The sequence below is a fragment of the Micromonospora sp. NPDC023644 genome, assembly GCF_040640115.1.
Classification (GTDB): Bacteria; Actinomycetota; Actinomycetes; order Mycobacteriales; family Micromonosporaceae; genus Micromonospora.
In genome coordinates, this window is the sequence record NZ_JBFABA010000010.1 from 38725 (window position 1) to 56243 (window position 17519).

Annotated in this window: 17 protein-coding genes and 1 riboswitch; of the genes, 5 read left to right on the plus strand and 12 right to left on the minus strand. The window is 76.1% G+C overall.

Annotation, left to right across the window (positions count from 1 at the left end; all coding sequences use genetic code 11):
• Positions 1–86: 86 nt before the first annotated feature.
• Together AB0G08_RS10705 and AB0G08_RS10710 are read right to left on the minus strand one after the other, a co-directional pair.
• The gene (locus AB0G08_RS10705; RefSeq protein WP_358086001.1) at positions 87–566 is read right to left on the minus strand and encodes a TrkA C-terminal domain-containing protein; all 480 of its coding nucleotides are present in this window, start codon (positions 564–566) and stop codon (positions 87–89) included.
• A 119-nt stretch (positions 567–685) separates the two neighbouring features.
• On the minus strand, positions 686–2293 hold the full coding sequence (locus AB0G08_RS10710) for an amidohydrolase (RefSeq protein ID WP_358086003.1): 1608 nt from the start codon (positions 2291–2293) through the stop codon (positions 686–688).
• Positions 2294–2494: 201 nt separating this feature from the next.
• Here AB0G08_RS10710 and AB0G08_RS10715 point away from each other — a divergent pair, with 201 nt between their 5' ends.
• From AB0G08_RS10715 to AB0G08_RS10730, 4 genes are all read left to right on the plus strand, one after another.
• The gene (locus tag AB0G08_RS10715; protein ID WP_358086005.1) at positions 2495–3061 is read left to right on the plus strand and encodes a sigma-70 family RNA polymerase sigma factor; all 567 of its coding nucleotides are present in this window, start codon (positions 2495–2497) and stop codon (positions 3059–3061) included.
• Between the two features lie 88 nt (positions 3062–3149).
• Positions 3150–3905: a zf-HC2 domain-containing protein gene (locus AB0G08_RS10720; RefSeq protein ID WP_358086007.1), complete on the plus strand. Its 756-nt coding sequence runs from the start codon at positions 3150–3152 to the stop codon at positions 3903–3905.
• Positions 3906–3986: 81 nt separating this feature from the next.
• Positions 3987–4562 (plus strand): copper resistance CopC family protein, encoded by a 576-nt coding sequence (locus tag AB0G08_RS10725; RefSeq protein ID WP_358086008.1) that lies wholly within the window; start codon positions 3987–3989, stop codon positions 4560–4562.
• Between the two features lie 126 nt (positions 4563–4688).
• Positions 4689–6914: a bifunctional copper resistance protein CopD/cytochrome c oxidase assembly protein gene (locus AB0G08_RS10730; protein WP_358086009.1), complete on the plus strand. Its 2226-nt coding sequence runs from the start codon at positions 4689–4691 to the stop codon at positions 6912–6914.
• Positions 6915–6921: 7 nt separating this feature from the next.
• Here the strand turns inward: AB0G08_RS10730 and AB0G08_RS10735 are convergent, their stop codons facing one another.
• From AB0G08_RS10735 to AB0G08_RS10780, 10 genes are all read right to left on the minus strand, one after another.
• Entirely contained in the window at positions 6922–7287 is a 366-nt protein-coding gene (locus tag AB0G08_RS10735; protein ID WP_358086010.1) for a hypothetical protein, read from the minus strand.
• Entirely contained in the window at positions 7284–8051 is a 768-nt protein-coding gene (locus tag AB0G08_RS10740) for an ABC transporter ATP-binding protein (RefSeq protein WP_358086012.1), read from the minus strand. The genes AB0G08_RS10735 and AB0G08_RS10740 overlap by 4 nt, the downstream gene beginning before the upstream one ends.
• Positions 8051–9130 (minus strand): iron chelate uptake ABC transporter family permease subunit, encoded by a 1080-nt coding sequence (locus AB0G08_RS10745; protein WP_358086014.1) that lies wholly within the window; start codon positions 9128–9130, stop codon positions 8051–8053. The genes AB0G08_RS10740 and AB0G08_RS10745 overlap by 1 nt, the downstream gene beginning before the upstream one ends.
• 5 nt (positions 9131–9135) lie before the next feature.
• Complete coding sequence (locus AB0G08_RS10750) at positions 9136–10149, minus strand: ABC transporter substrate-binding protein (protein WP_358086016.1); 1014 nt, start codon at positions 10147–10149, stop codon at positions 9136–9138.
• Positions 10150–10177: 28 nt separating this feature from the next.
• A riboswitch (cobalamin riboswitch) is annotated at positions 10178–10359 on the minus strand.
• Positions 10360–10423: 64 nt separating this feature from the next.
• On the minus strand, positions 10424–11095 hold the full coding sequence (locus AB0G08_RS10755; RefSeq protein WP_358086018.1) for an ATP-binding cassette domain-containing protein: 672 nt from the start codon (positions 11093–11095) through the stop codon (positions 10424–10426).
• A 22-nt stretch (positions 11096–11117) separates the two neighbouring features.
• On the minus strand, positions 11118–12260 hold the full coding sequence (locus AB0G08_RS10760; protein WP_358086020.1) for an ABC transporter ATP-binding protein: 1143 nt from the start codon (positions 12258–12260) through the stop codon (positions 11118–11120).
• Positions 12257–13126 carry an ABC transporter permease gene (locus tag AB0G08_RS10765; RefSeq protein ID WP_357875034.1) on the minus strand — a complete coding sequence of 290 codons (870 nt, stop codon included), beginning with the start codon at positions 13124–13126 and terminating at the stop codon, positions 12257–12259. The genes AB0G08_RS10760 and AB0G08_RS10765 overlap by 4 nt, the downstream gene beginning before the upstream one ends.
• Complete coding sequence (locus AB0G08_RS10770) at positions 13119–14162, minus strand: ABC transporter permease (protein WP_358086022.1); 1044 nt, start codon at positions 14160–14162, stop codon at positions 13119–13121. Before AB0G08_RS10770 ends, AB0G08_RS10765 begins: the two co-directional genes overlap by 8 nt.
• The gene (locus AB0G08_RS10775; RefSeq protein WP_358086024.1) at positions 14159–15754 is read right to left on the minus strand and encodes an ABC transporter substrate-binding protein; all 1596 of its coding nucleotides are present in this window, start codon (positions 15752–15754) and stop codon (positions 14159–14161) included. Before AB0G08_RS10775 ends, AB0G08_RS10770 begins: the two co-directional genes overlap by 4 nt.
• 247 nt (positions 15755–16001) lie before the next feature.
• Positions 16002–16406, minus strand: coding sequence for a helix-turn-helix domain-containing protein (locus AB0G08_RS10780; protein WP_151455135.1), 405 nt, complete (start codon positions 16404–16406; stop codon positions 16002–16004).
• A 76-nt stretch (positions 16407–16482) separates the two neighbouring features.
• Between AB0G08_RS10780 and AB0G08_RS10785 the strand changes: the two genes are divergently transcribed.
• Positions 16483–17415, plus strand: coding sequence for an NADP-dependent oxidoreductase (locus tag AB0G08_RS10785; protein ID WP_358086026.1), 933 nt, complete (start codon positions 16483–16485; stop codon positions 17413–17415).
• Positions 17416–17519: the final 104 nt, after the last annotated feature.

A 17519-nucleotide genomic window follows, 5' to 3' on the forward strand; every position in this document is an offset into this window, starting at 1 on the left:
CTAACCGGTAAGGAGCGAATCCGCATCTAGGGCGATACCGGCCGGACGGCGGGGCGGGCCTGGACGTCGCGCGGGCGCCCCGCTCGTCAGCCGCCCGCGAGGAGGTCAGCGGCGGCCGACGTGGCGGCCTCGGCGCCCGCGACCACGACCTCGTCACCGACGTGCAGGACGTACCCGTCGCCGGGGGTCGGCACGACCGTGCCGTCACGGACGACCGCGAGCAGCGCCAGGGGCTGCCCGGCCAGGCCGGTGTCGGCGAGGGGCCGCCCGTCGGCCGGCGAGCCCGCGCTGACGGGTATCCGCACGACGGAGACCCCGGGCAGCCGCCGCTCGAGCTCGGCGACGTGGTCCACCGTCACCGCCTCGTCCAGCACGGTCGCCACCGCCTGCGCCTCGCTCCTGGTCAGCACCAGGGTGTGCAGCGCGGTGTCCGGGTCCTTCGGGTGGTAGACGACCAGGTCACGCTGGCCGCTGACGTGCGAGATGACGGCGGCCCGCTGGCCCTTCGCGGTCGTGAAGCGCTGACAGACACCGATCCCGGCCATCACCGTACGTTCGAACCGCATGGCCGCCCCCTGTTCCTCGCGTACCTCCTCCCTATCATGATCAGGAGGCGATCGCCCACCCTCCGGACACCCTTGCCACCCCGGTGAGCAGGGCGGACGGCCCGCTCAGCGGGCGGCGGTCAGCGCTGCCAGCGCACGACCCCGCCGACCACGGTGAGCGCCACCGTGAGGTCGCGCAGGTCCGCCGGCTCGACCTGGTACGGGTCGGTGGGCAGCGCGATGAAGTCCGCGAGCATGCCGGGGGTCAGCCGCCCCTTCAGGTGCTCCTCGTAGGAGGCGTACGCGCCGGCCTCGGTGAAGCAGCGCAGCGCCGTGTCGAGACTGACCCGCTCGTGCGGGTCCACGCCGCCGGGCGGGGTGCCGTCGGGCTGCTGCCGGGTCACCGCGGCGTGGATGCCGAAGAACGGGTCCGGGTCCTCCACCGGGGCGTCCGAGCCGAACGCCACCGTCGCGCCGGCGTCCAGCAGGCTCTGCCAGGCGTACGAGGCGAGGTCCCGGCCGGCGAGCATCCTGCTGGTCAGGGGAATGTCGCTGGTGCAGTGGGTGGGCTGCATCGAGGCGGTCACGCCCAGCCGGGCGAGCAGCGGCACGTCCGCCGGCCGCAGGTGCTGGGTGTGTTCGATCCGGTGCCGCAGCCGCCGTACCGCCCCGGCGACGGTCGGGTTGGTGCGCGCCGACTCCTGCCAGTTGGCGTACGCCCGCAGCACCATCTGGTTCGCGGCGTCGCCGATGGCGTGCGCCGCGACGGCGATGCCCGCCCCGGCAGCCTTCGCCACCAGCCGCTCGAACTCCTCCGCCGGGGTGACCGCGATGCCGTGGTTGTGCGGCTCCCCGTCGTACGGCTCGGTCATCAGGCAGGTGTGCGAGCCGAGCGCCCCGTCGGTGAAGATCTTGACCGGGCCGGTGCTCAGCCAGCGGTTCCCGTCGCCGGTCGCCCAGCCGAGGTCGATCACCTCGTCCAACGCGGTCGAGGGGATCGACTTGTGCACCCGCAGCGGCAGCTCGCCCCGGGCGTACAGGGTCTCGTAGGCGGCCCGGCAGTCCTGCCCGTCGAGGTCGTGGATGCTGGTCAGGCCGACGGAGAGCAGCCGGGGCAGGTGGGTGCGCAACTGCGCGACCAGGTCACCGGCGAGCGAGGAGCGCAGGACGTCGTAGGCCGCGTCCCCGGCCGCCTCCCGCAGGATGCCGGTCGGCTCGCCGCGTTCGTCGCGGGCGATCTGCCCGCCGACCGGGTCGGGGGTGTCGGCGTCGATGCCGAGCCGCCGGAGGGCGGCGGTGTTGACCCAGGTGGTGTGCCCGTCGATGCTGGGCAGCACGGCGGGCCGGTCCGGGCAGACGCGGTCCAGGTCGGCCCGGGTCGGCTGCACCGGCCGGTCCCACTTGTGGCTGTCCCAGCGCCCGCCGAGGAGCCAGGCGTCGGGCGCCAGGGTGGCGGCGTGCCGCCCGATCCGCGTCAACGCCTCGTCGAGGCTGGTCGTGCCACGCAGGTCCACCTGCTCCAGGCCGCGTACGTAGAGCGCCGAGTGCAGGTGGCTGTCGATCAGCCCGGGCAGCACGGTCATCCCGCCGAGGTCGACCCGGCGCGCCCCGCCGCCGGCCCGGTCGCGGCACTCGTCGAGGCCTCCGACGGCGACGATCCGCTCGCCGCGCACCAGCATGGCCTCGGCGTGTGGCCGGGCGGGGTCGAGCGTGTGGATCAGGGCGTTCTCGAAAACCGTAGCGGTCATGGCTGCCTGCTTCGACGGTCGGGTGGGGGCCAACCATGCTAGACAGCCGCCGGTGACGGGCACCGGGCACCCGGGCGGGGTGGCGCCGAGGGTCGGCCGGCACCGGGCCGCCTGCGGTACGCTACCGGCCAGTCACTACTACGACCTGTCGTGCTTGTCGCCGGGCGCCCGCCCTCCGGCGGCCCGACACGGAGGTGCCGGATGGCCGACGACGCGGAGTTGACCGCGTGGGCGCTGGCCGCCGGTCGGGGTGACCCGACCGCCGCCGCCTGCTTCGTCCGGGCGACGCAGCAGCAGGTCCGGCGCTTTCTCGCCGCGATGGTGGCGCCCCGCGAGGCCGACGACCTGACCCAGGAGACCTTCCTGCGGGCGATGCGGTCGTTGCCGTCGTACGCCGGACGCTCCTCGACGCGGACGTGGCTGCTCACCATCGCCCGCCGGGTCGCGGCGGACCACGTCCGCACCGTGACGTCACGGCCGCGCACGGTGTCGATGCCGGACGGGTACGACGTCCCCGACCCGACGCACAGCGGCTTCGACCGACGGGTCGTGCTCGAACGCCTCATCGCGGCGCTGCCCAGGGACCGGCGGGAGGCGTTCGTCGCCACCCAGGTCCTCGGCCTGTCCTACGCCGAGGCCGCGCAGGTGTGCGGCTGTCCGGTGGGCACCATCCGTTCCCGGGTGGCCCGAGCCCGGGAGGATCTGGTCGCCGCCGTGCGCAACTGGTCCGGGCCGGACGCGCGCCGGGGCGGCAACGTCACCGGCTGAGCGGCACTCCCCGCGCTGACCTGCGGGAAGGCGACGGTCCACCAAACTGCGCGGGAACCAACGACGCGTCCGGGGCGACTACCGGTACATGGGGTGCGAGCAGTGGCGCGAGGTGCTGTCGGCGCAGTTGGACGGGGAGGAGACCGCCGCCGAGCGGACGGCGGTGGCGGCCCACCTGACCGGCTGCGGCGGCTGCCGGGCGTGGTACGACCAGGCCACGGCGATGACCCGCCGGGCCCGGCTCTCGGTGGCCGTCTCCGGTGACGACCTCACCGACGTCATCCTCGGCACGTTGCCCACGCCGGCCCCGCGCCGCCGGCGGGAGCGGGTCGTGCTCACCCTGCGGGCGGTCCTGGGTCTGGTCGGGGCGCTGCAACTCGTGCTGGGCCTGGCGCAGGTCGGACGCGGCACGGCGAGCGCACACGCGCACGCGGCGGCCGACGGGCTGCTGTCGGGGCACCTGTGGCACGAGTCGGCGGCGTGGAACGTCGCCGTGGGCGCGGGTTTCCTGTTCGTCGCGGCCCGGCGCACACGACCGACCGGGCTGGTGCCGACGTTGAGCGCCTTCGTCGGCATGCTCGCGCTGCTGTCGGTCAACGACCTGCTGACCGGGCGGGTGGACACCGCCCGGCTGGTCAGCCACGGCTTCCTGCTCGCGGGCTACGTCATCGTCGTCGCCCTGTCCCGCCGGGGGCTGCGCCCCGACGGCCCGATCCGGCGCAGCCGTCCGGACGAACCCCGCTGGAGCCTGCCCGCCGACGAGCCCACGGAGTCGCCGGGCCTGCGGCTGCTCCCGTCGCCGTACCCCGGCTCCGCGCACGCCTCCGACCGCCGCGCGGCCTGACGGGAACCACCCGTCCGGCTCGGCAATTCCTCGGCCCCCAGTTGCCCGGCCGACCACCACCGACCAGGAGAAGCACCAGACATGCACACCCGGTTCCGCCGCCCGACCGCCGCGGCCCTCGTCGCCGCCGCGTTGACCGCCGCCGCGCTGCTGCTCGTCCCGGCCGCCCCCGCCGCCGCGCACAACACGCTGCGGGCCGCCAGCCCCGCCGACGGCGAGCGCCTGACGACGCCGCCGACGCGGGTCACGCTGGAGTTCGCGCAGCGGCTCGACCCGACCTTCACCACCATCGCGCTGACCGACGCCGACCGGCGGAAGGTCCCCACCGGTGCGCCGACCGTCGACGGGACGAAGGGCACGGTGACGGTCGACGAGACGCTGGGCGCGGGCACCTACACCGTCGCCTACCGGATCGTCTCCGCCGACGGGCATCCCGTGCAGGGCTCGTACCGGTTCACCGTCGGCGGCGTCGGCGACGCCGCTGCCGGGGCGACCGCCGCCCCGCCGGCCGCCGGATCGGCCGGCCCCGCCGCCGCTCCCGGGACCGGCTCCGGCGGCTTCGGGACGGGCGCCGCCGCGCTGGTGGCCGCCGGGGTCCTGGTGGCCGTCCTCGGCGGGGCCGCGCTGCTACGGCGTCGGCGCCGCGAGACCCACTGACCGGCAGCATCCCGGCCCCGACACCCCCGCGCCGCCCCACCGGGTCGCGAACCGCCCCCGACACTCCGGCGCCGCGCCACCGGGTCGCGAACCGCCGCCCCGCCCCGAACACCGAGGGACATTGACGTGCCAGACACCACCTCCCGCCCTGCCCACCCCGCCCGGGTCCCGGGTGCCGTCCCCATGGCGGCGTCGGCGGTGGGCGACGCCGTACCCGCCGGGGCCCCGCCCGGCGCCGGCGGCCGTCCCGGCGCGCGGGGCCGTGGCGCGTGGCTCGTGCCCGTCGCGGCCGTGGCGTCGGCGGTGGCCGTGCTCCTGCTCGGCCTGCGTGCCGGCGACGCGCTCGCGGTCGCGATCCCCGGGCTGCCGGATCCGGGGCCGGTCACGGCGTGGGCGCTGCCCGTGGTCCGGCTGCTCGCCGACGGCCTCGCCACCCTGACGGTCGGGATGGCGGTGACGGCGGCGTTCCTGCTGCCCGGCGACGGGCGGAGCGTCTCGGCGTACGGCTGGCTGCTGCTGCGTCGCGCGGGCGCGGCGGCCGCGGCCTGGGCGGTGGCCGCGGTGGCGCTGATCGTGCTGACGGTGTCGGACCTGCTCGGCGTCCCCGTGGACGGCCTCGGCGCCGCCACCGTGGTCAGCTTCGCCACCTCGATCTCGCAGGGGCAGGCGCTGCTGCTCCAGGCGGGGCTGGCGCTGGCGGTGGCGGTGCTGGCCCGGGTGGGGGTGTCGCGCGGGCTCGCCGCCGTGGCGGCGTCGATCGCGCTGGTCGGGGTGCTGCCGCCCGCGTTCACCGGGCACGCCGCCGGGGCGGGCAACCACCAGATCGCGGTGTCCAGCCTCGCCCTGCACGTGCTGGCCGCCGCCCTCTGGGTCGGCGGGCTGGTGGCGCTGCTGATGGTCCGCCGCAGCCGACAGTTGGCCGACGCCGCCGACCGGTACGGCCGCCTCGCCCTGGGCTGCTTCGTGGCCGTCGCGGTGAGCGGGTCGGCCAACGCCGCCGTACGCCTCGGCGACGTGGCCCAGCTCTGGCAGTCCCGGTACGGCTGGCTGGTCCTCGGCAAGCTCGTCGCCCTGGCGGTGCTGGGCACCCTGGGCGCCGTGCACCGGTCGCGGACCCTGCCGGCCCTGCGCGCGGGCCGACGCGGCGCGTTCGCCCGGCTGGCCGCCGGGGAGCTGGTCGTGTTCGCCGCCACCGTCGGGCTGGCGGTGGCGTTGTCCCGCAGCCCCACCCCGGTGACGCAGGACCCGCTCGACGCCGATCCGATCACCGAGCTGCTCGGCTTCCCGATGCCCGCCGCGCCGACCCCGGAACGGCTGGTCGGCCAGCCGCTGCCGGACATGTTCTTCCTGACCCTCACCGTCCTCGGCATCGGTGGCTACCTGGCGGGGGTGTGGCGGCTGCACCGGGCCGGCCACCGCTGGCCGGTGGCCCGGACCGCGAGCTGGTCGGCCGGCCTGCTGCTGCTGGCCGCCGTCACCAACCTGGGCGTGGCCCGCTACGCGTACGTGCTGTTCAGCGCCCACATGGTGCAGCACATGGTGCTGTCGATGCTGGTGCCGATCCTGCTCGTCGGCGGCGCCCCGGTCACCCTCGCGCTGCGCGCGCTGCGTCGCCCCGCCGACCCGCAGGTCCGCGGCGCCCGGGAGTGGCTGCTGCTGGCGCTGCACAGCCGCCCCGCGAGGCTGCTCACCCATCCCCTGGTCGCGCTGGGCATCTACGCCGGCAGCCTCTTCGGCCTCTACCTGAGCGACCTGCTCGGCACGCTGATGCGCTCCCACCTCGGCCACCTGGCGATGCTCACCCACTTCGTGGTCGCCGGGTACCTGCTGTTCTGGGTGCTCATCGGGGTCGACCCGGGCCGGCCGAGGCTCGCCCACCCCCTCCTGGTGATCATCCACCTCGCGTCGATGATGGCGCACGGCTTCTTCGGCCTCGTGCTGATGCAGACCACCACCCTCATCGCCCCGGACTGGTACGTCGCCGTCCACCCCGACTGGGCGTCGTCGCTGATCGAGGACCAGAAGCTGGGCGCGGGCATCGCCTGGGCGTTCGGGGAGATCCCCGCCGCGGTCGTCCTGGTCGTGCTGGTCCGCCAGTGGATCCGCGCCGACGGGCGGGAACAGGCCCGCCTCGACCGGGCCGCCGCGCGCGCCGAGGCCAGCGGCGAGCCGGACGACCTGGCCCGCTACAACGCCTTCCTCGCCGCCGCCGGCCGCGCCGGTCCCACCGCCCCCGACCGCGCCGACGACGCCCGGGTGGGCAACGGCCCGACCGGTGACGGCCCGACCGGTGACGGCGGCCCGGCGGCGGGGACCGGCGACGGTCGGGCCGGTGCGGCGGGGACCGCCTGAGGGTGCCTCACCGGCCGGGGTCGAACGCCGGGGCCACCACCGACAGCTCCAGCGCGGCGGGCAGCGGCGCCACGCCCGGCCCGCCGGCCCGGACCCATCCAGCGATGTCGTCGACGACGGCGTCGTCCAGGACCAGGCCGAACCAGACCGGCCGCGCGCCGGCGCGGCGTGCCGCCGGGGTGGGGTGCACGACGACCAGGTTGGACTGCGCGCAGAGGTCGAGACAGGCGCTGATCCGTACCCGGTGCGGTGAAGGCAGCCCGGCGCGCAGCCGCCGCAGCTGCGCGTCGTGGTCGACGGACGGGTGCTTGCGGGCGCTGCCGCAGCAGCAGTCGCGGCAGACGGTGACGAGGCACCCCGGTGCGACGGTCATGGCGCGGGCGGGTGGTAGGTGATGGCGGGCCCTCCGGTGGCCGGGTGCGCCACGACGTCGGCCCGCACCCCGTAGACGTCGGCGAGCAGCCCGGGGGTGAGGACCTCGGCGGGCGTGCCGGCGGCGACGACCCGCCCGGCGGCCAGGACGACCACCGCGTCGCAGAACATGGCGGCCAGGTTGAGGTCGTGCAGCGCGGCCAGGGTGGTGACCCCGGAGCGGCGGACCAGGTGCAGCAGGTGCAGCTGGTGGCCGATGTCGAGGTGGTTGGTGGGCTCGTCGAGCAACAGCAGCAGCGGCTGCTGGGCCAGGGCGCGGGCCAGCTGCACCCGCTGCCGCTCGCCACCGGAGAGGGTGTGCCAGCGGCGGTCGGCGTACCCGTCCAGGTCCACCCGGGCCAGCGCGTCCGCCGCGGCGGCGCGGTCGGCGGCGCTGTCGGACCAGCGCGAGCCGCGATGGGGCGTACGGCCGAGCAGCACCACCTCGCCGACGGTGAGGTCCAAGTCTGTGTCGGCGTGCTGGGCGAGCAGCGCGGCACGGCGGGCCAGCGTGGCCCGGGGCAGGGTGGCGACGTCGTCGCCGGCGACCGTGACCAGCCCGGCGTCCGGCGCGGCGAGCCGGGCGACGATCCGCAGCAGGGTGGTCTTGCCGCAGCCGTTGGGGCCGAGCAGCCCGACGAGGCTGCCGGGCGGCACCGCGCAGGTGACGTCGTCGAGGATCCGCCGGGCCGCGACGGACGAGGAGACGCCGGTTACGGTGAGCATCAGCCACGCACCTTCCGCCGGTGCAGCAGCACCACGAAGGCGGGCACGCCGAGCAGGGCCGTCAGCACGCCGACCGGCAGCTCCCGGGGCGCGAAGAGGGTCCGCGCGGCGGTGTCCACCCAGACCAGGAAGATCGCGCCGGCAAGGACGACGACGGGCAGCAGGCGCCGGTGGTCCGCCCCGGTGAGGAACCGGGCGGCGTGCGGCAGGATCAGCCCGACGAAGCCCACCGCGCCGCTGACGGCGACCAGCGCCGCGGTGAGCAGCGCGGTGGCGACCAGCAGCAGCCATCGGACCCGGGTGACGGGGACGCCGAGGGTCGCGGCGGCGTCCTCGCCGAAGGCGAACGCGTTGAGCGTGCGGGCGTACGCCGCCACCAGGGCGAGCACGGCGGCCAGGACCGGCGCGGCCCAGGCCAGGGCGGCCCAGTCGACGCGGGCCAGCGAACCGGAGAGCCAGAAGGTGATGCTCTGGGTGGCGTGCGGGTCGGCGACCCAGATGATGACGAACGAGGTCGCCGCCCCGCAGAGCTGCGCGACGGCCACGCCCGCCAGCACCACCCGGGTGGGGGCCAGGGCGGCCTGCCGACCGGCCACCGCGGCGACGACCACGAACGCGGCCAGCGCCCCGGCGAAGGCGCCCCCGGTGAGCGCGGCGACCCCGCCGCCGAAGCCCAGGACGAGGACCGCGACCGCGCCGAGCGACGCCCCGGAGGAGACCCCGAGCAGGTACGGGTCGGCCAGCGGGTTGCGGGTGACGGTCTGCATCACGGCGCCGGCGGCCGCCAGCCCGCCTCCCACCGCGGCGGCCCCGAGCACCCGGGGCAGGCGCAGCCGCCAGACGATGTGCTCGCGCAGCAGCGGCACCTCGGCGTGCGGGAGCCCCAGGCGGTCGGCCACGACCGACCAGACCGTCGACAGAGGAATGTCGGCCGGACCTACGGTGACGGCCGCGCCGATCGACACGACCAGCCCGGCCAGCAACGCCACCAGCAGCGCCGCCAGGCCGACCGGGTGGGCCGCGCGGGCCCCGGCGGGGGCGGTACGGCGGGCCGGACCGGGGGCGGCGCGGCCGGCCACGGCGGTCAGCGGTCCGCCCCGGCGGGCAGCTGCGCCACGCCCGCGGCGAGCGCCTCGACGCCGAGCACGACGCGCACCCCGGCGGAGGTGGACGAGAACGGGACGACGACGAACCGCTGCCCGGCCACCGCGGGCAAATCCTTCAGGCTGGGGTGCCGGGTGAGGAAGGCCCGCTTCGCGGCGGCCGCGTCCCAGCCCGCGTCGACCAGCACGATCACGTCGGGATCGCGGTCGACGACCGCCTCCCAGCTGGTGTCGGCCCAGCCGCCGCTGAGGTCGGCGAACACGTTCCCCACCCCGACCGCCGACATGATCATCTGAGGGCTGCCGCAGCAGGCGCCCACGCTCGGGGCGTCGGTGCCGGCGTCCCACCAGAGCACGGACACGTCCCGCGCGCCGCCGATCCGGGCGGCGGCCGTGGCGATCCGGGCCCGCTGGTCGGCGATGAGCTGCTCGGCCCGCTCCGGCACCCCGAAGACGGCCGCCACGTCCCGGATCTCGGCGAACACGTCCTCGACGGTCAGCTTCGCCGGCCGGTGCCGCTTCGGGCACCCGGCCGGCGAGAGGTACGTGCCGATGCCGAGTCCCGCGAGCGCGGCGCGGTCGCCGACGCCCTCGTCGCCGAAGGCACTGTGGAACGAGGCGTAGACGAAGTCCGGTGCCGCCTCCAGCAGCTTCTCCTTCGCCGGGTACCGGTCCGACAGCACCGGCACGGCGGCGTACGCGGCGGCGTGCTCCGGCAGGATCGCGTCGTCCAGGTACGCCGTGCCGGCCATCCGGTCGGCCAGGCCGAGCGCCAGCATGATCTCGGTGGCGGGCTGGTTCAGGGTCACCGCCCGCTCGGGCGGGGCGGCGACGGTGACCGGCGTACCGCAGTTGGTCAGCGTGACCGGGGCGGCGGACGGCGGGGGTGTCGTGGCCGGATCGTCCGTGGCGCAGCCGCCGAGCAGGACGACGAGGACGGACAGGGGCGCGGCAACGCGCCGGGACAGGGTGGGCCGCACAGCGCGCACGCGCATCGGGACCGCCTTCCAGCACCTCGTGGACGGGTCATCGCAGTGCCGTGGCCGGTCTCCTGGCTGACGGGAGGTGCGTCCGTGGCCGGCCTTCCCAGGCGTGTGACGCCCAGTGACCTCTTACGACGAGGGCCGCGAACTTCCCGATCACAGTGGCGAGGGCCGCACCGGTCTTGCACCGGCTTCCCGAACACCACGGCAGCGTCACCCTAGCCGCCGGCCCGCCCGGAAGTCACGGTGACGAACACCATGAGGGACGGTCGTTCCGCCGGGGCGGTCAGGGCTGCGGCGGGGTCGGCAGGTCGACCACCCGGGTGGCCCAGCGGGCCATCAGCGCCGGGTCGTGGGTGATGAGCAGGACCCCGGCGGCGTGCTGCCGCTGGTAGTCGGTGACGACGGCCGCGAGGTGCGCCTGGGTGGAGGCGTCCAGCATGGCGGTGGCCTCGTCGCAGAGCAGGTAGTCCGGCCGGTGCACGAGCGCGCGGGCGAGGCAGGCGCGTTGCAGCTGCCCGTCGCTGACCGCGTGCGGGCGGCGGGCGAGCAGGTCGGGCGTGAGGCCGACCAGGTCGGCCAGCTCCGCCGCCCGGGCCCGCGCCTGCGCCTCGGGTGTGCCGGTGGCGCGGAGCGGTTCGGCGATGATGTCGGCGAGGCCCAGCCGGGGGTCGGTGGCGGCGCGGGGGCTCTGGAACAGGATCGCGACGCGGGTGCGGACGGCGGCGGGCAGCCGGTGCCGGGCGCCCGCCACCCGGTGGCCGTCGAGGGTGACGTGCCCGGCCTCGGGGGCGTGCAGCAGGGCGAGGACCCGGGCGAGGGTGGACTTGCCGCTGCCCGAGGGCCCGCGCAGGCCGACCGTCTCGCCGGGGGCGACGCGCAGGTCGACGCCGTCGAGGACGCGCCGGCGGCCGTAGGAGACCGTGACCTGGTGGGCGGCGAGCGCGGTGCTGGTCATGCCGGCGCTCCGGCGGTGCTGGTCATGCCGGCGCTCCCAGGGTCAGCGGGTGGTGACAGGCGACCCGGCCCGGGGGGCCCGCCGAGGGCGCGGGCGGGGTGCGGCAGACGTCGGTGGCGCGGCCGCAGCGCGGGGCGAAGGCACAGCCGGGGGGCAGGTCGGTGAGCATCGGCGGGTGGCCGGGGACCGGCCGGAAGGCCCGTTCGGGCAGGGCGTCGAGCAGGCCGGCGGTGTAGGGATGGGCGGGCGCCGCGAACAACTCCGCGGTGGGCCGTCGTTCCACGATCCGGCTGGCGTACATGACGGCGACGGTGTCGGCGACCCGGCGGGCGGCGGCCAGGTCGTGGGTGATGAGCAGGACGGCGCCGCCGGCGTCGCAGCGGCGGCGCAGCAGGTCGAGGGTGTGGTCGACCAGGGGTCGGTCGAGGCCCGTGGTGGGCTCGTCGGCGAGCAGCAGCGGCGGGTCGGGGGCGAGCGCGAGGGCGGTGGCCAGGCGTTGGGCCATGCCGCCGGAGAGCTCGTGGGGATAGCGGTCGAGGTCGGCGGGGTCGAGGCCGACGTCGGCGGCGACCCGCTCGGCCGCCGCGGGCGCCTCGCGCCGGGTGTGCCCGTGGGCGCGCAGGGTCTCCTCCAGCAGCCGCCGGCCCGTCCGCACGGGGGTCAACGCGGTGGCGGGGCTCTGCGGCACCAGCCCGACCGCCCGGCCGCGTACGGCGCGGGCGAGGTGACGCTCGGAGGCGCCGACCAGGTCGGTCTGCGCCCCGGTGGGCGGGCGCAGGCGGGCGTGGCCCGTGACGGCGGCGTTGCCGGGGAGCAGGCCGAGCAGGGCGTGCGCGAGGACCGACTTGCCGCAGCCGGACTCCCCGACCACGGCCAGGAGTTCGCCCGGGTGGACGGTCAGGTGCAGGTCGGTGACGGCCTGCACCACGGCGTCGCGGAGCTGGAAGCGGACGGTCAGCCCGTCGACCTCCAGCAGCCCGGGCCGACCGTCGGCGGCGGTGCCGCCCGTGCCGACGGAGTCGGCCGTGGCCACGGTCCCGGCGGAGTCCGCCGGGGCGGCGGTGCCGGCCGTGGCGACCGTCCCGGCGGTGCCGGCCGTCGCGACGGTACCGGCGGGGTCGGGAGGGGCGGCGGTGCCGGCGGTGGGCTCGCGGGTGGTGGTCACAGGTTCAGCTCCGCTCGTACGCGCGGGTCGAGGCGGTCGCGCCACCGGCCGGTGAGGGCGGCCAGGGCCAGCGTGACGACGACGAGGAGCAGGCCGGGCACGATGCTGGCCCACCAGGCGCCGGTGAGCAGGGAGCGCTGCCCGTCGTTGATCATGTTACCGATCGAGGCCAGGTGCGGGGGCAGGCCGAGGCCGAGGAAGGACAGCGCGGTCTCGTGCCAGACGGCGTGCGGCACCATCAGCGTGGTGGCCAGCGCCAGCCGGGGCAGCACGTGCGGGAGCAGGTGCCGGGTGATCACCCGGGCGCGGCTGGCGCCGCCGGAGATCGCGGCGTCGATGAACGGCCGGGTGCGCAGGCTGAGCAGCTCGGACCGGACGATGCGGGCGGTGGAGAGCCAGTGCGTCAGCCCGATCGACAGGATCACCGCGCCCAGGCTCGGCCGCAGCATCGCGACGATGAAGATGCCCAGCAGCAGGTGCGGCAGCGCCGCGATGGTGTCGACCACCCGCATCAGCACCCGGTCGACCCAGCCGCCGAGGGTGCCGGCCACCGCGCCGACGAGGCCGCCGATCACGGTGGCGACGAGCGCGGCGACCGCGCCGACGAGCAGCGAGACCCGCAGGCCGTAGAGGCTGCGGTGGGCCACGTCGCGGCCCAGGTCGTCGGTGCCCGCCGGGTGCGCCCAGGAGGGCGCGAGCCGGGTGCTGGCCAGGTCCACCGCGCTCTCGTCGAGCGGCCAGAGGACGGGGGCGAGGAGGCAGGCCAGGCCCGCGCCGACGAGCACGGTCCAGGCGACGGCGGCACCGACCCGGCCCGTACGCGGCTTCGGCCGTCGGACCCGGACGGGCAGGGCGAGGTCAGTCATCGAGGCGTACCCGGGGATCGGCGGCGGCGTAGGCGAGGTCGGTGCCGAGGTTCGCGGCCAGCACCACGACGGTGGTGGCCAGGGTGGTGGCGGCCAGCAACGGGAAGTCGCTGCCCAGCGCGCCCTGGACGGTGACCGCGCCGAGGCCGGGCAGGGAGAACACGGTCTCCACCAGGACGGCGCCGCCGATGAGCTCCGGCAGGTGGGTGCCGACGAGGGTGAGGAACGGCAGCAGCGCGGTACGCAGGGCGTGGCCGAACAGGACGGTGCGGCCGGGCAGGCCCCGGGCCCGGGCGGCGAGGACGTGGTCGTCGCGGAGGCTGTCGGCGACGGCGTCCCGGATGAACAGGACGAACCACGGCGTCTGGGCGATCGCCAGCACGCCCACCGGCAGGATCAGGTGCCGGGCCACGTCGGCGGGGTCGGTGCCGGTGGCGGTGATGTCGGTGAGCCCACCCGCCGGCAGCCACCCGAGGGTGAGGGCGAACAGGGCGATCGCGGCCAGCCCGATCCAGAACACCGGCATCGACTGCACGGCGTACGCGGTGGCGCGCAGCCCCCGGTCGAACCAGCCCCCGCGCCGGTACGCGGCCAGCGTGCCCAGCAGCAGGCTCGCCACGAGGACGAGGGCGAGGGCGGCGCCGACGAGCAGCAGGGTCCAGCCGGCGCGGGCGGCGAGCACGGAGGTGACCGGCTCGTGGCGGCTGGTGGACCAGCCCAGGTCCCCCTGGAGCAGGTTGCCCACCCAGCGCAGGTACTGCACCGGCAGCGGGTCGTCGACGCCCCAGTTGGCGCGGATCTGCGCCAGGTTCTCCTCGCTGGTGGTGAACGCCGCCGCGCCCGCGTACTGCTGGGCGGGGTCGATCGGCGAGGCCGCGCCGAGGGCGAACATGCCGACGCTGGTGGCGGCGAGGATGGGCACGGCCACCAGCAGCCGCCGGCGGACCACCTTGCCGGCTCCGGCCATCCGGCGCGTCCGGCGTCGGGCCGTGGTCTTCGCCGGGGCCGGCGCGGTCGTCGGGGCGGGCGTCGTCACGACTTCCTCGTCCAGGTGTGGATGTTCCACCAGAGGCTGCTGGCGACGTCGTGCTCGTGCGGCTCCACCCGCGGGGTCACCCCGGCGACCGCGTCCTTCACCACGTAGGTGTGCTGGAGGTAGGTGAGGAACACCCACGGCACGTCGGTGGCGAGCTGCTTCTGGAACGTGGCGTACGCGGCCCTGCGGGTGGCCGGGTCGGCGTTGGCGCGGCCGTCCTGCAACGCCTTGTCCACCACGGGCGACCGGTAGGAGCCGGGGTTGAAGAAGCCCTGGCCGGCGAAGACGGAGCCGAAGAGCTTGTAGGAGACGAAGTCCGGGTCGTACGGGGTGCCATAGCCCATGACGAGCGCGTCGCTCTTCATCCGGGGGGTGATCGCGTCCCAGGTCAGCCCCTCGGGGGTGATCTTGATGCCGACCTTCTTCGCGTCGGCGGTCACCGCGAGGGCGAGTTCCTTGCGGAGGCTGTCGGTGGCCGGGTACATGAGCGTGAACGCCGCCTGCCGGCCGTCCTTGGTGCGGATCCCGTCCGGGCCCGGCTTCCAGCCGGCGGCGTCGAGGGCGGCGGTCGCGGCGGCCGGGTCGGCGGCGGGCTTGCCGACGATCGTCGGCTCGGCGAACTCCGACGTCGGCGGGACCGGCCCGAACGCCGGCTCGCCCGCCCCGCCGAGCAGGCCGGTGACCATCGCCGCGCGGTCCACCGCCGCGTTCAGCGCCCGGCGCACCGCGAGGTCGGCGGTGACCGGGTTGCCCATCGGCAGCATCACGCCCCGGTAGTCGGCGGTGGGCACCCGCTGCACCCGGTAGCCGGCCTGCCCGTCGAACCCGGTGGCCAGCTTCGGGGCCAGCTCCGCCGCGTCGAACTCCCCCGCCCGCATCCGCTGCGCGCGTACGTTGTCGTCGGCGACGAACGCCACCACCACGCCGCTGTTGGCGGGCCTGCCGCCCCAGTAGCTGTCGTTGGCCGCGAGCACGAGCCGGTCGCCCGGGGTCCACGACGTCACGCGGTACGGGCCGGTGCCCACCGGCTTGCGGTTGAACTCGGCCTTGTTGATGTCCTGCCCGGCCAGGGCCTTCGCCGGCACGATCCCCAGGGCCAGCCGCTGCGGGAAGGGCGCGTAGGCGTACTTCAGCGTGAACACCACGGTCGACGGGTCGGGCGCGGTGACCGAGGCGAGCATGTCCAGGTCGGAGCGGAGCGTGGAGTCGACCTTCGGGTTCAGCACCGCCTGGTAGGTGAAGACCACGTCCTGTGCGGTGAACGGGCTGCCGTCGTGGAACAGCACGCCGTCGCGCAGCCTCGCGGTGACGGTCCTGCCGTCCGCCGACACGGTCGGCAGCTCCCGCGCCAGCGCCGGCACCAGCTCGTTGCGGGCGTCGCGGGCGACCAGCCCGTCGAAGATCAGGGAGCTGCCGTCGACGCCGTAGTTCAGCACCGGGTTCAGCGCGTCCGGCTCGCCCGCCGTCGCCACGACGAGGGGGCCGGTGCCGCCCGCGCCCGTCGCCGTGGTCGTCGGCGAGGAGCAACCGGCCACGGCGAGGACCCCGGCGACGGCGATCGCCGTCACGCGCTTGGACACAGGCGTACCCATCACATGCTCCCGGGTCTGTTCTCCGCACGACCGCCCGGCGTCACGCCAGGTCGGCGTCCTGGTCTGGCCGACCGTGCCCGCAGCGGTCCACGGTCACGAGCGGGCGGACGCCCCGGCGATGGCTTGATCATCGCGCGCCGGGGCAGCCGGCCACTAACGCCAGCATTCCGCAATTGCCAGTCTTATGCAACAAGCGTGGCCCGGCGGTGTCGCCCAGGCCACACCCCGTCCACGCGGAGCGCGACGGTCAGCCGGCGGCGCCGCGGTCGTACGCGGCGCGGGCGCGATGAACCTGCTCGATGTGCGTCTCGGCCCAGTTCTTGATCGCCTGCTGGATCGGAAGCAGGGTACGGCCCAGCGCGGTGATCCCGTAATCGACGCGCACCGGCACCGACGGCGTGACGGTGCGGGTGAGCAGGCCGTCGCGTTCCAGCTTGCGCAGCGTCTGGGTCAGCATCTTCTGGCTGGCGCCGGGGATGGTGCGGCTCAGGTCGCTGTAGCGCAGGGGCCCGTCGGCGAGGGCGGCGAGGACCAGCGTCACCCACTTGTCGCTGAGCGTCGCCAGCAGCTGGTGACCCGGGCACTGCGCGAGGAAGGCGTTGTACTCGTCGCGCTGGTGCTCCCGCAGCTGCGCGGCGCTGAGGGTCGCCATGACGGACCTCCGGGAGGGTTACGCACCTTCGGGTACCTACTTACCGCCGGAGAGTAGCAGCCCTAGCGTGAGCCGCATGAAGGCTGTTGCCGTACGCCGCTTCGGCGGCCCCGAGGTCCTGGAAATCGTCGACGTACCCGTGCCGGAGGCCGGGCCCGGCCAGGTGCGCGTCCGCGTGGCCGCGGCGGCGGTCAACCGGATCGACCTGTCCACCCGCAACGGGGCGCTCAGCGAGGCCGGCCTGCTCGCCCCCGCCCCGGTGGTGTGGCTCGGCTGGGACGTGGCCGGGCAGGTCGACCAGGTCGGCCCCGGCGTCACCCGGTTCGCCGCCGGGGACCAGGTGATCGGCCTGCGCGACGTGCTGTCGGCCGGCGGCACCCAGGCGGAGTACGTCGTCCTGGACGACCGCGCGGTGGCCCCGGCGCCGGCCGGCGTCCCCGCCGTGCGGGCCGCCGCCCTGCCGCTCACCGGGCTCACGGCCGACCGGTCGCTCACCCTCACGGGCCTGCGCGCCGGGCAGACACTGCTCGTCACCGGCGCCGCGGGCGGCGTCGGCGGGCTGCTGCTCGAACTGGCCGCCATGCGGGGCGTGCGCACCGTGGCCGTCGCCGACTCCGACGACGAAGCGCTCGTCCGCGGCCTGGGCGCGACCTGGTTCGTGCCACGCACACAACGGCTCGCCGAGGCCGTACGCCGCGAGGTGCCCGGTGGCGTCGACGCGGTGGTCGACGCCGCGGTGGTCGGTGTCGCGGCGCACGAGGCGCTGCGGCCGGAGGGCACCTTCGTGGCCCTGGTCGCACCGTTCGCGCCGCCGCCCCTGCGGGCCACGCGCGTCGTCGTGCAGGAGGTGTTCGCCGACGGCGCGCGGTTGACCGAACTGGCCGCGCTGGTGGGCGCGGGACGGCTCAGCCCGCGCGTCGCGGACACCCTGCCGCTGGACCAGGTCGGCGTGGCCCACGACCGCCTCGCCGGGGGCGGCCTGCGCGGGCGCCTCGTCCTCACGCCCTGACCACACCCGGACGCTCACGCCCTGACCACACCCGGACGCCCGGCGGGGCCGGCCCGTGCTCCCACCGGGCAGCGCCTGCCGGGCGTCCGGATCGGCCCCCGTCC

Excerpts from the sequence above, each read along its gene's own strand:
- AB0G08_RS10705 (WP_358086001.1), bottom strand. The coding sequence starts at position 566 with ATGCGGTTCGAACGTACGGTGATGGCCGGGATCGGTGTCTGTCAGCGC.
- AB0G08_RS10710 (WP_358086003.1), bottom strand. The coding sequence starts at position 2,293 with ATGACCGCTACGGTTTTCGAGAACGCCCTGATCCACACGCTCGACCCC.
- AB0G08_RS10715 (WP_358086005.1), top strand. The coding sequence starts at position 2,495 with ATGGCCGACGACGCGGAGTTGACCGCGTGGGCGCTGGCCGCCGGTCGG.
- AB0G08_RS10720 (WP_358086007.1), top strand. The coding sequence starts at position 3,150 with ATGGGGTGCGAGCAGTGGCGCGAGGTGCTGTCGGCGCAGTTGGACGGG.
- AB0G08_RS10725 (WP_358086008.1), top strand. The coding sequence starts at position 3,987 with ATGCACACCCGGTTCCGCCGCCCGACCGCCGCGGCCCTCGTCGCCGCC.
- AB0G08_RS10735 (WP_358086010.1), bottom strand. The coding sequence starts at position 7,287 with ATGACCGTCGCACCGGGGTGCCTCGTCACCGTCTGCCGCGACTGCTGC.
- AB0G08_RS10740 (WP_358086012.1), bottom strand. The coding sequence starts at position 8,051 with ATGCTCACCGTAACCGGCGTCTCCTCGTCCGTCGCGGCCCGGCGGATC.
- AB0G08_RS10750 (WP_358086016.1), bottom strand. The coding sequence starts at position 10,149 with ATGCGCGTGCGCGCTGTGCGGCCCACCCTGTCCCGGCGCGTTGCCGCG.
- AB0G08_RS10755 (WP_358086018.1), bottom strand. The coding sequence starts at position 11,095 with ATGACCAGCACCGCGCTCGCCGCCCACCAGGTCACGGTCTCCTACGGC.
- AB0G08_RS10765 (WP_357875034.1), bottom strand. The coding sequence starts at position 13,126 with ATGACTGACCTCGCCCTGCCCGTCCGGGTCCGACGGCCGAAGCCGCGT.
- AB0G08_RS10775 (WP_358086024.1), bottom strand. The coding sequence starts at position 15,754 with ATGGGTACGCCTGTGTCCAAGCGCGTGACGGCGATCGCCGTCGCCGGG.
- AB0G08_RS10780 (WP_151455135.1), bottom strand. The coding sequence starts at position 16,406 with ATGGCGACCCTCAGCGCCGCGCAGCTGCGGGAGCACCAGCGCGACGAG.
- AB0G08_RS10785 (WP_358086026.1), top strand. The coding sequence starts at position 16,483 with ATGAAGGCTGTTGCCGTACGCCGCTTCGGCGGCCCCGAGGTCCTGGAA.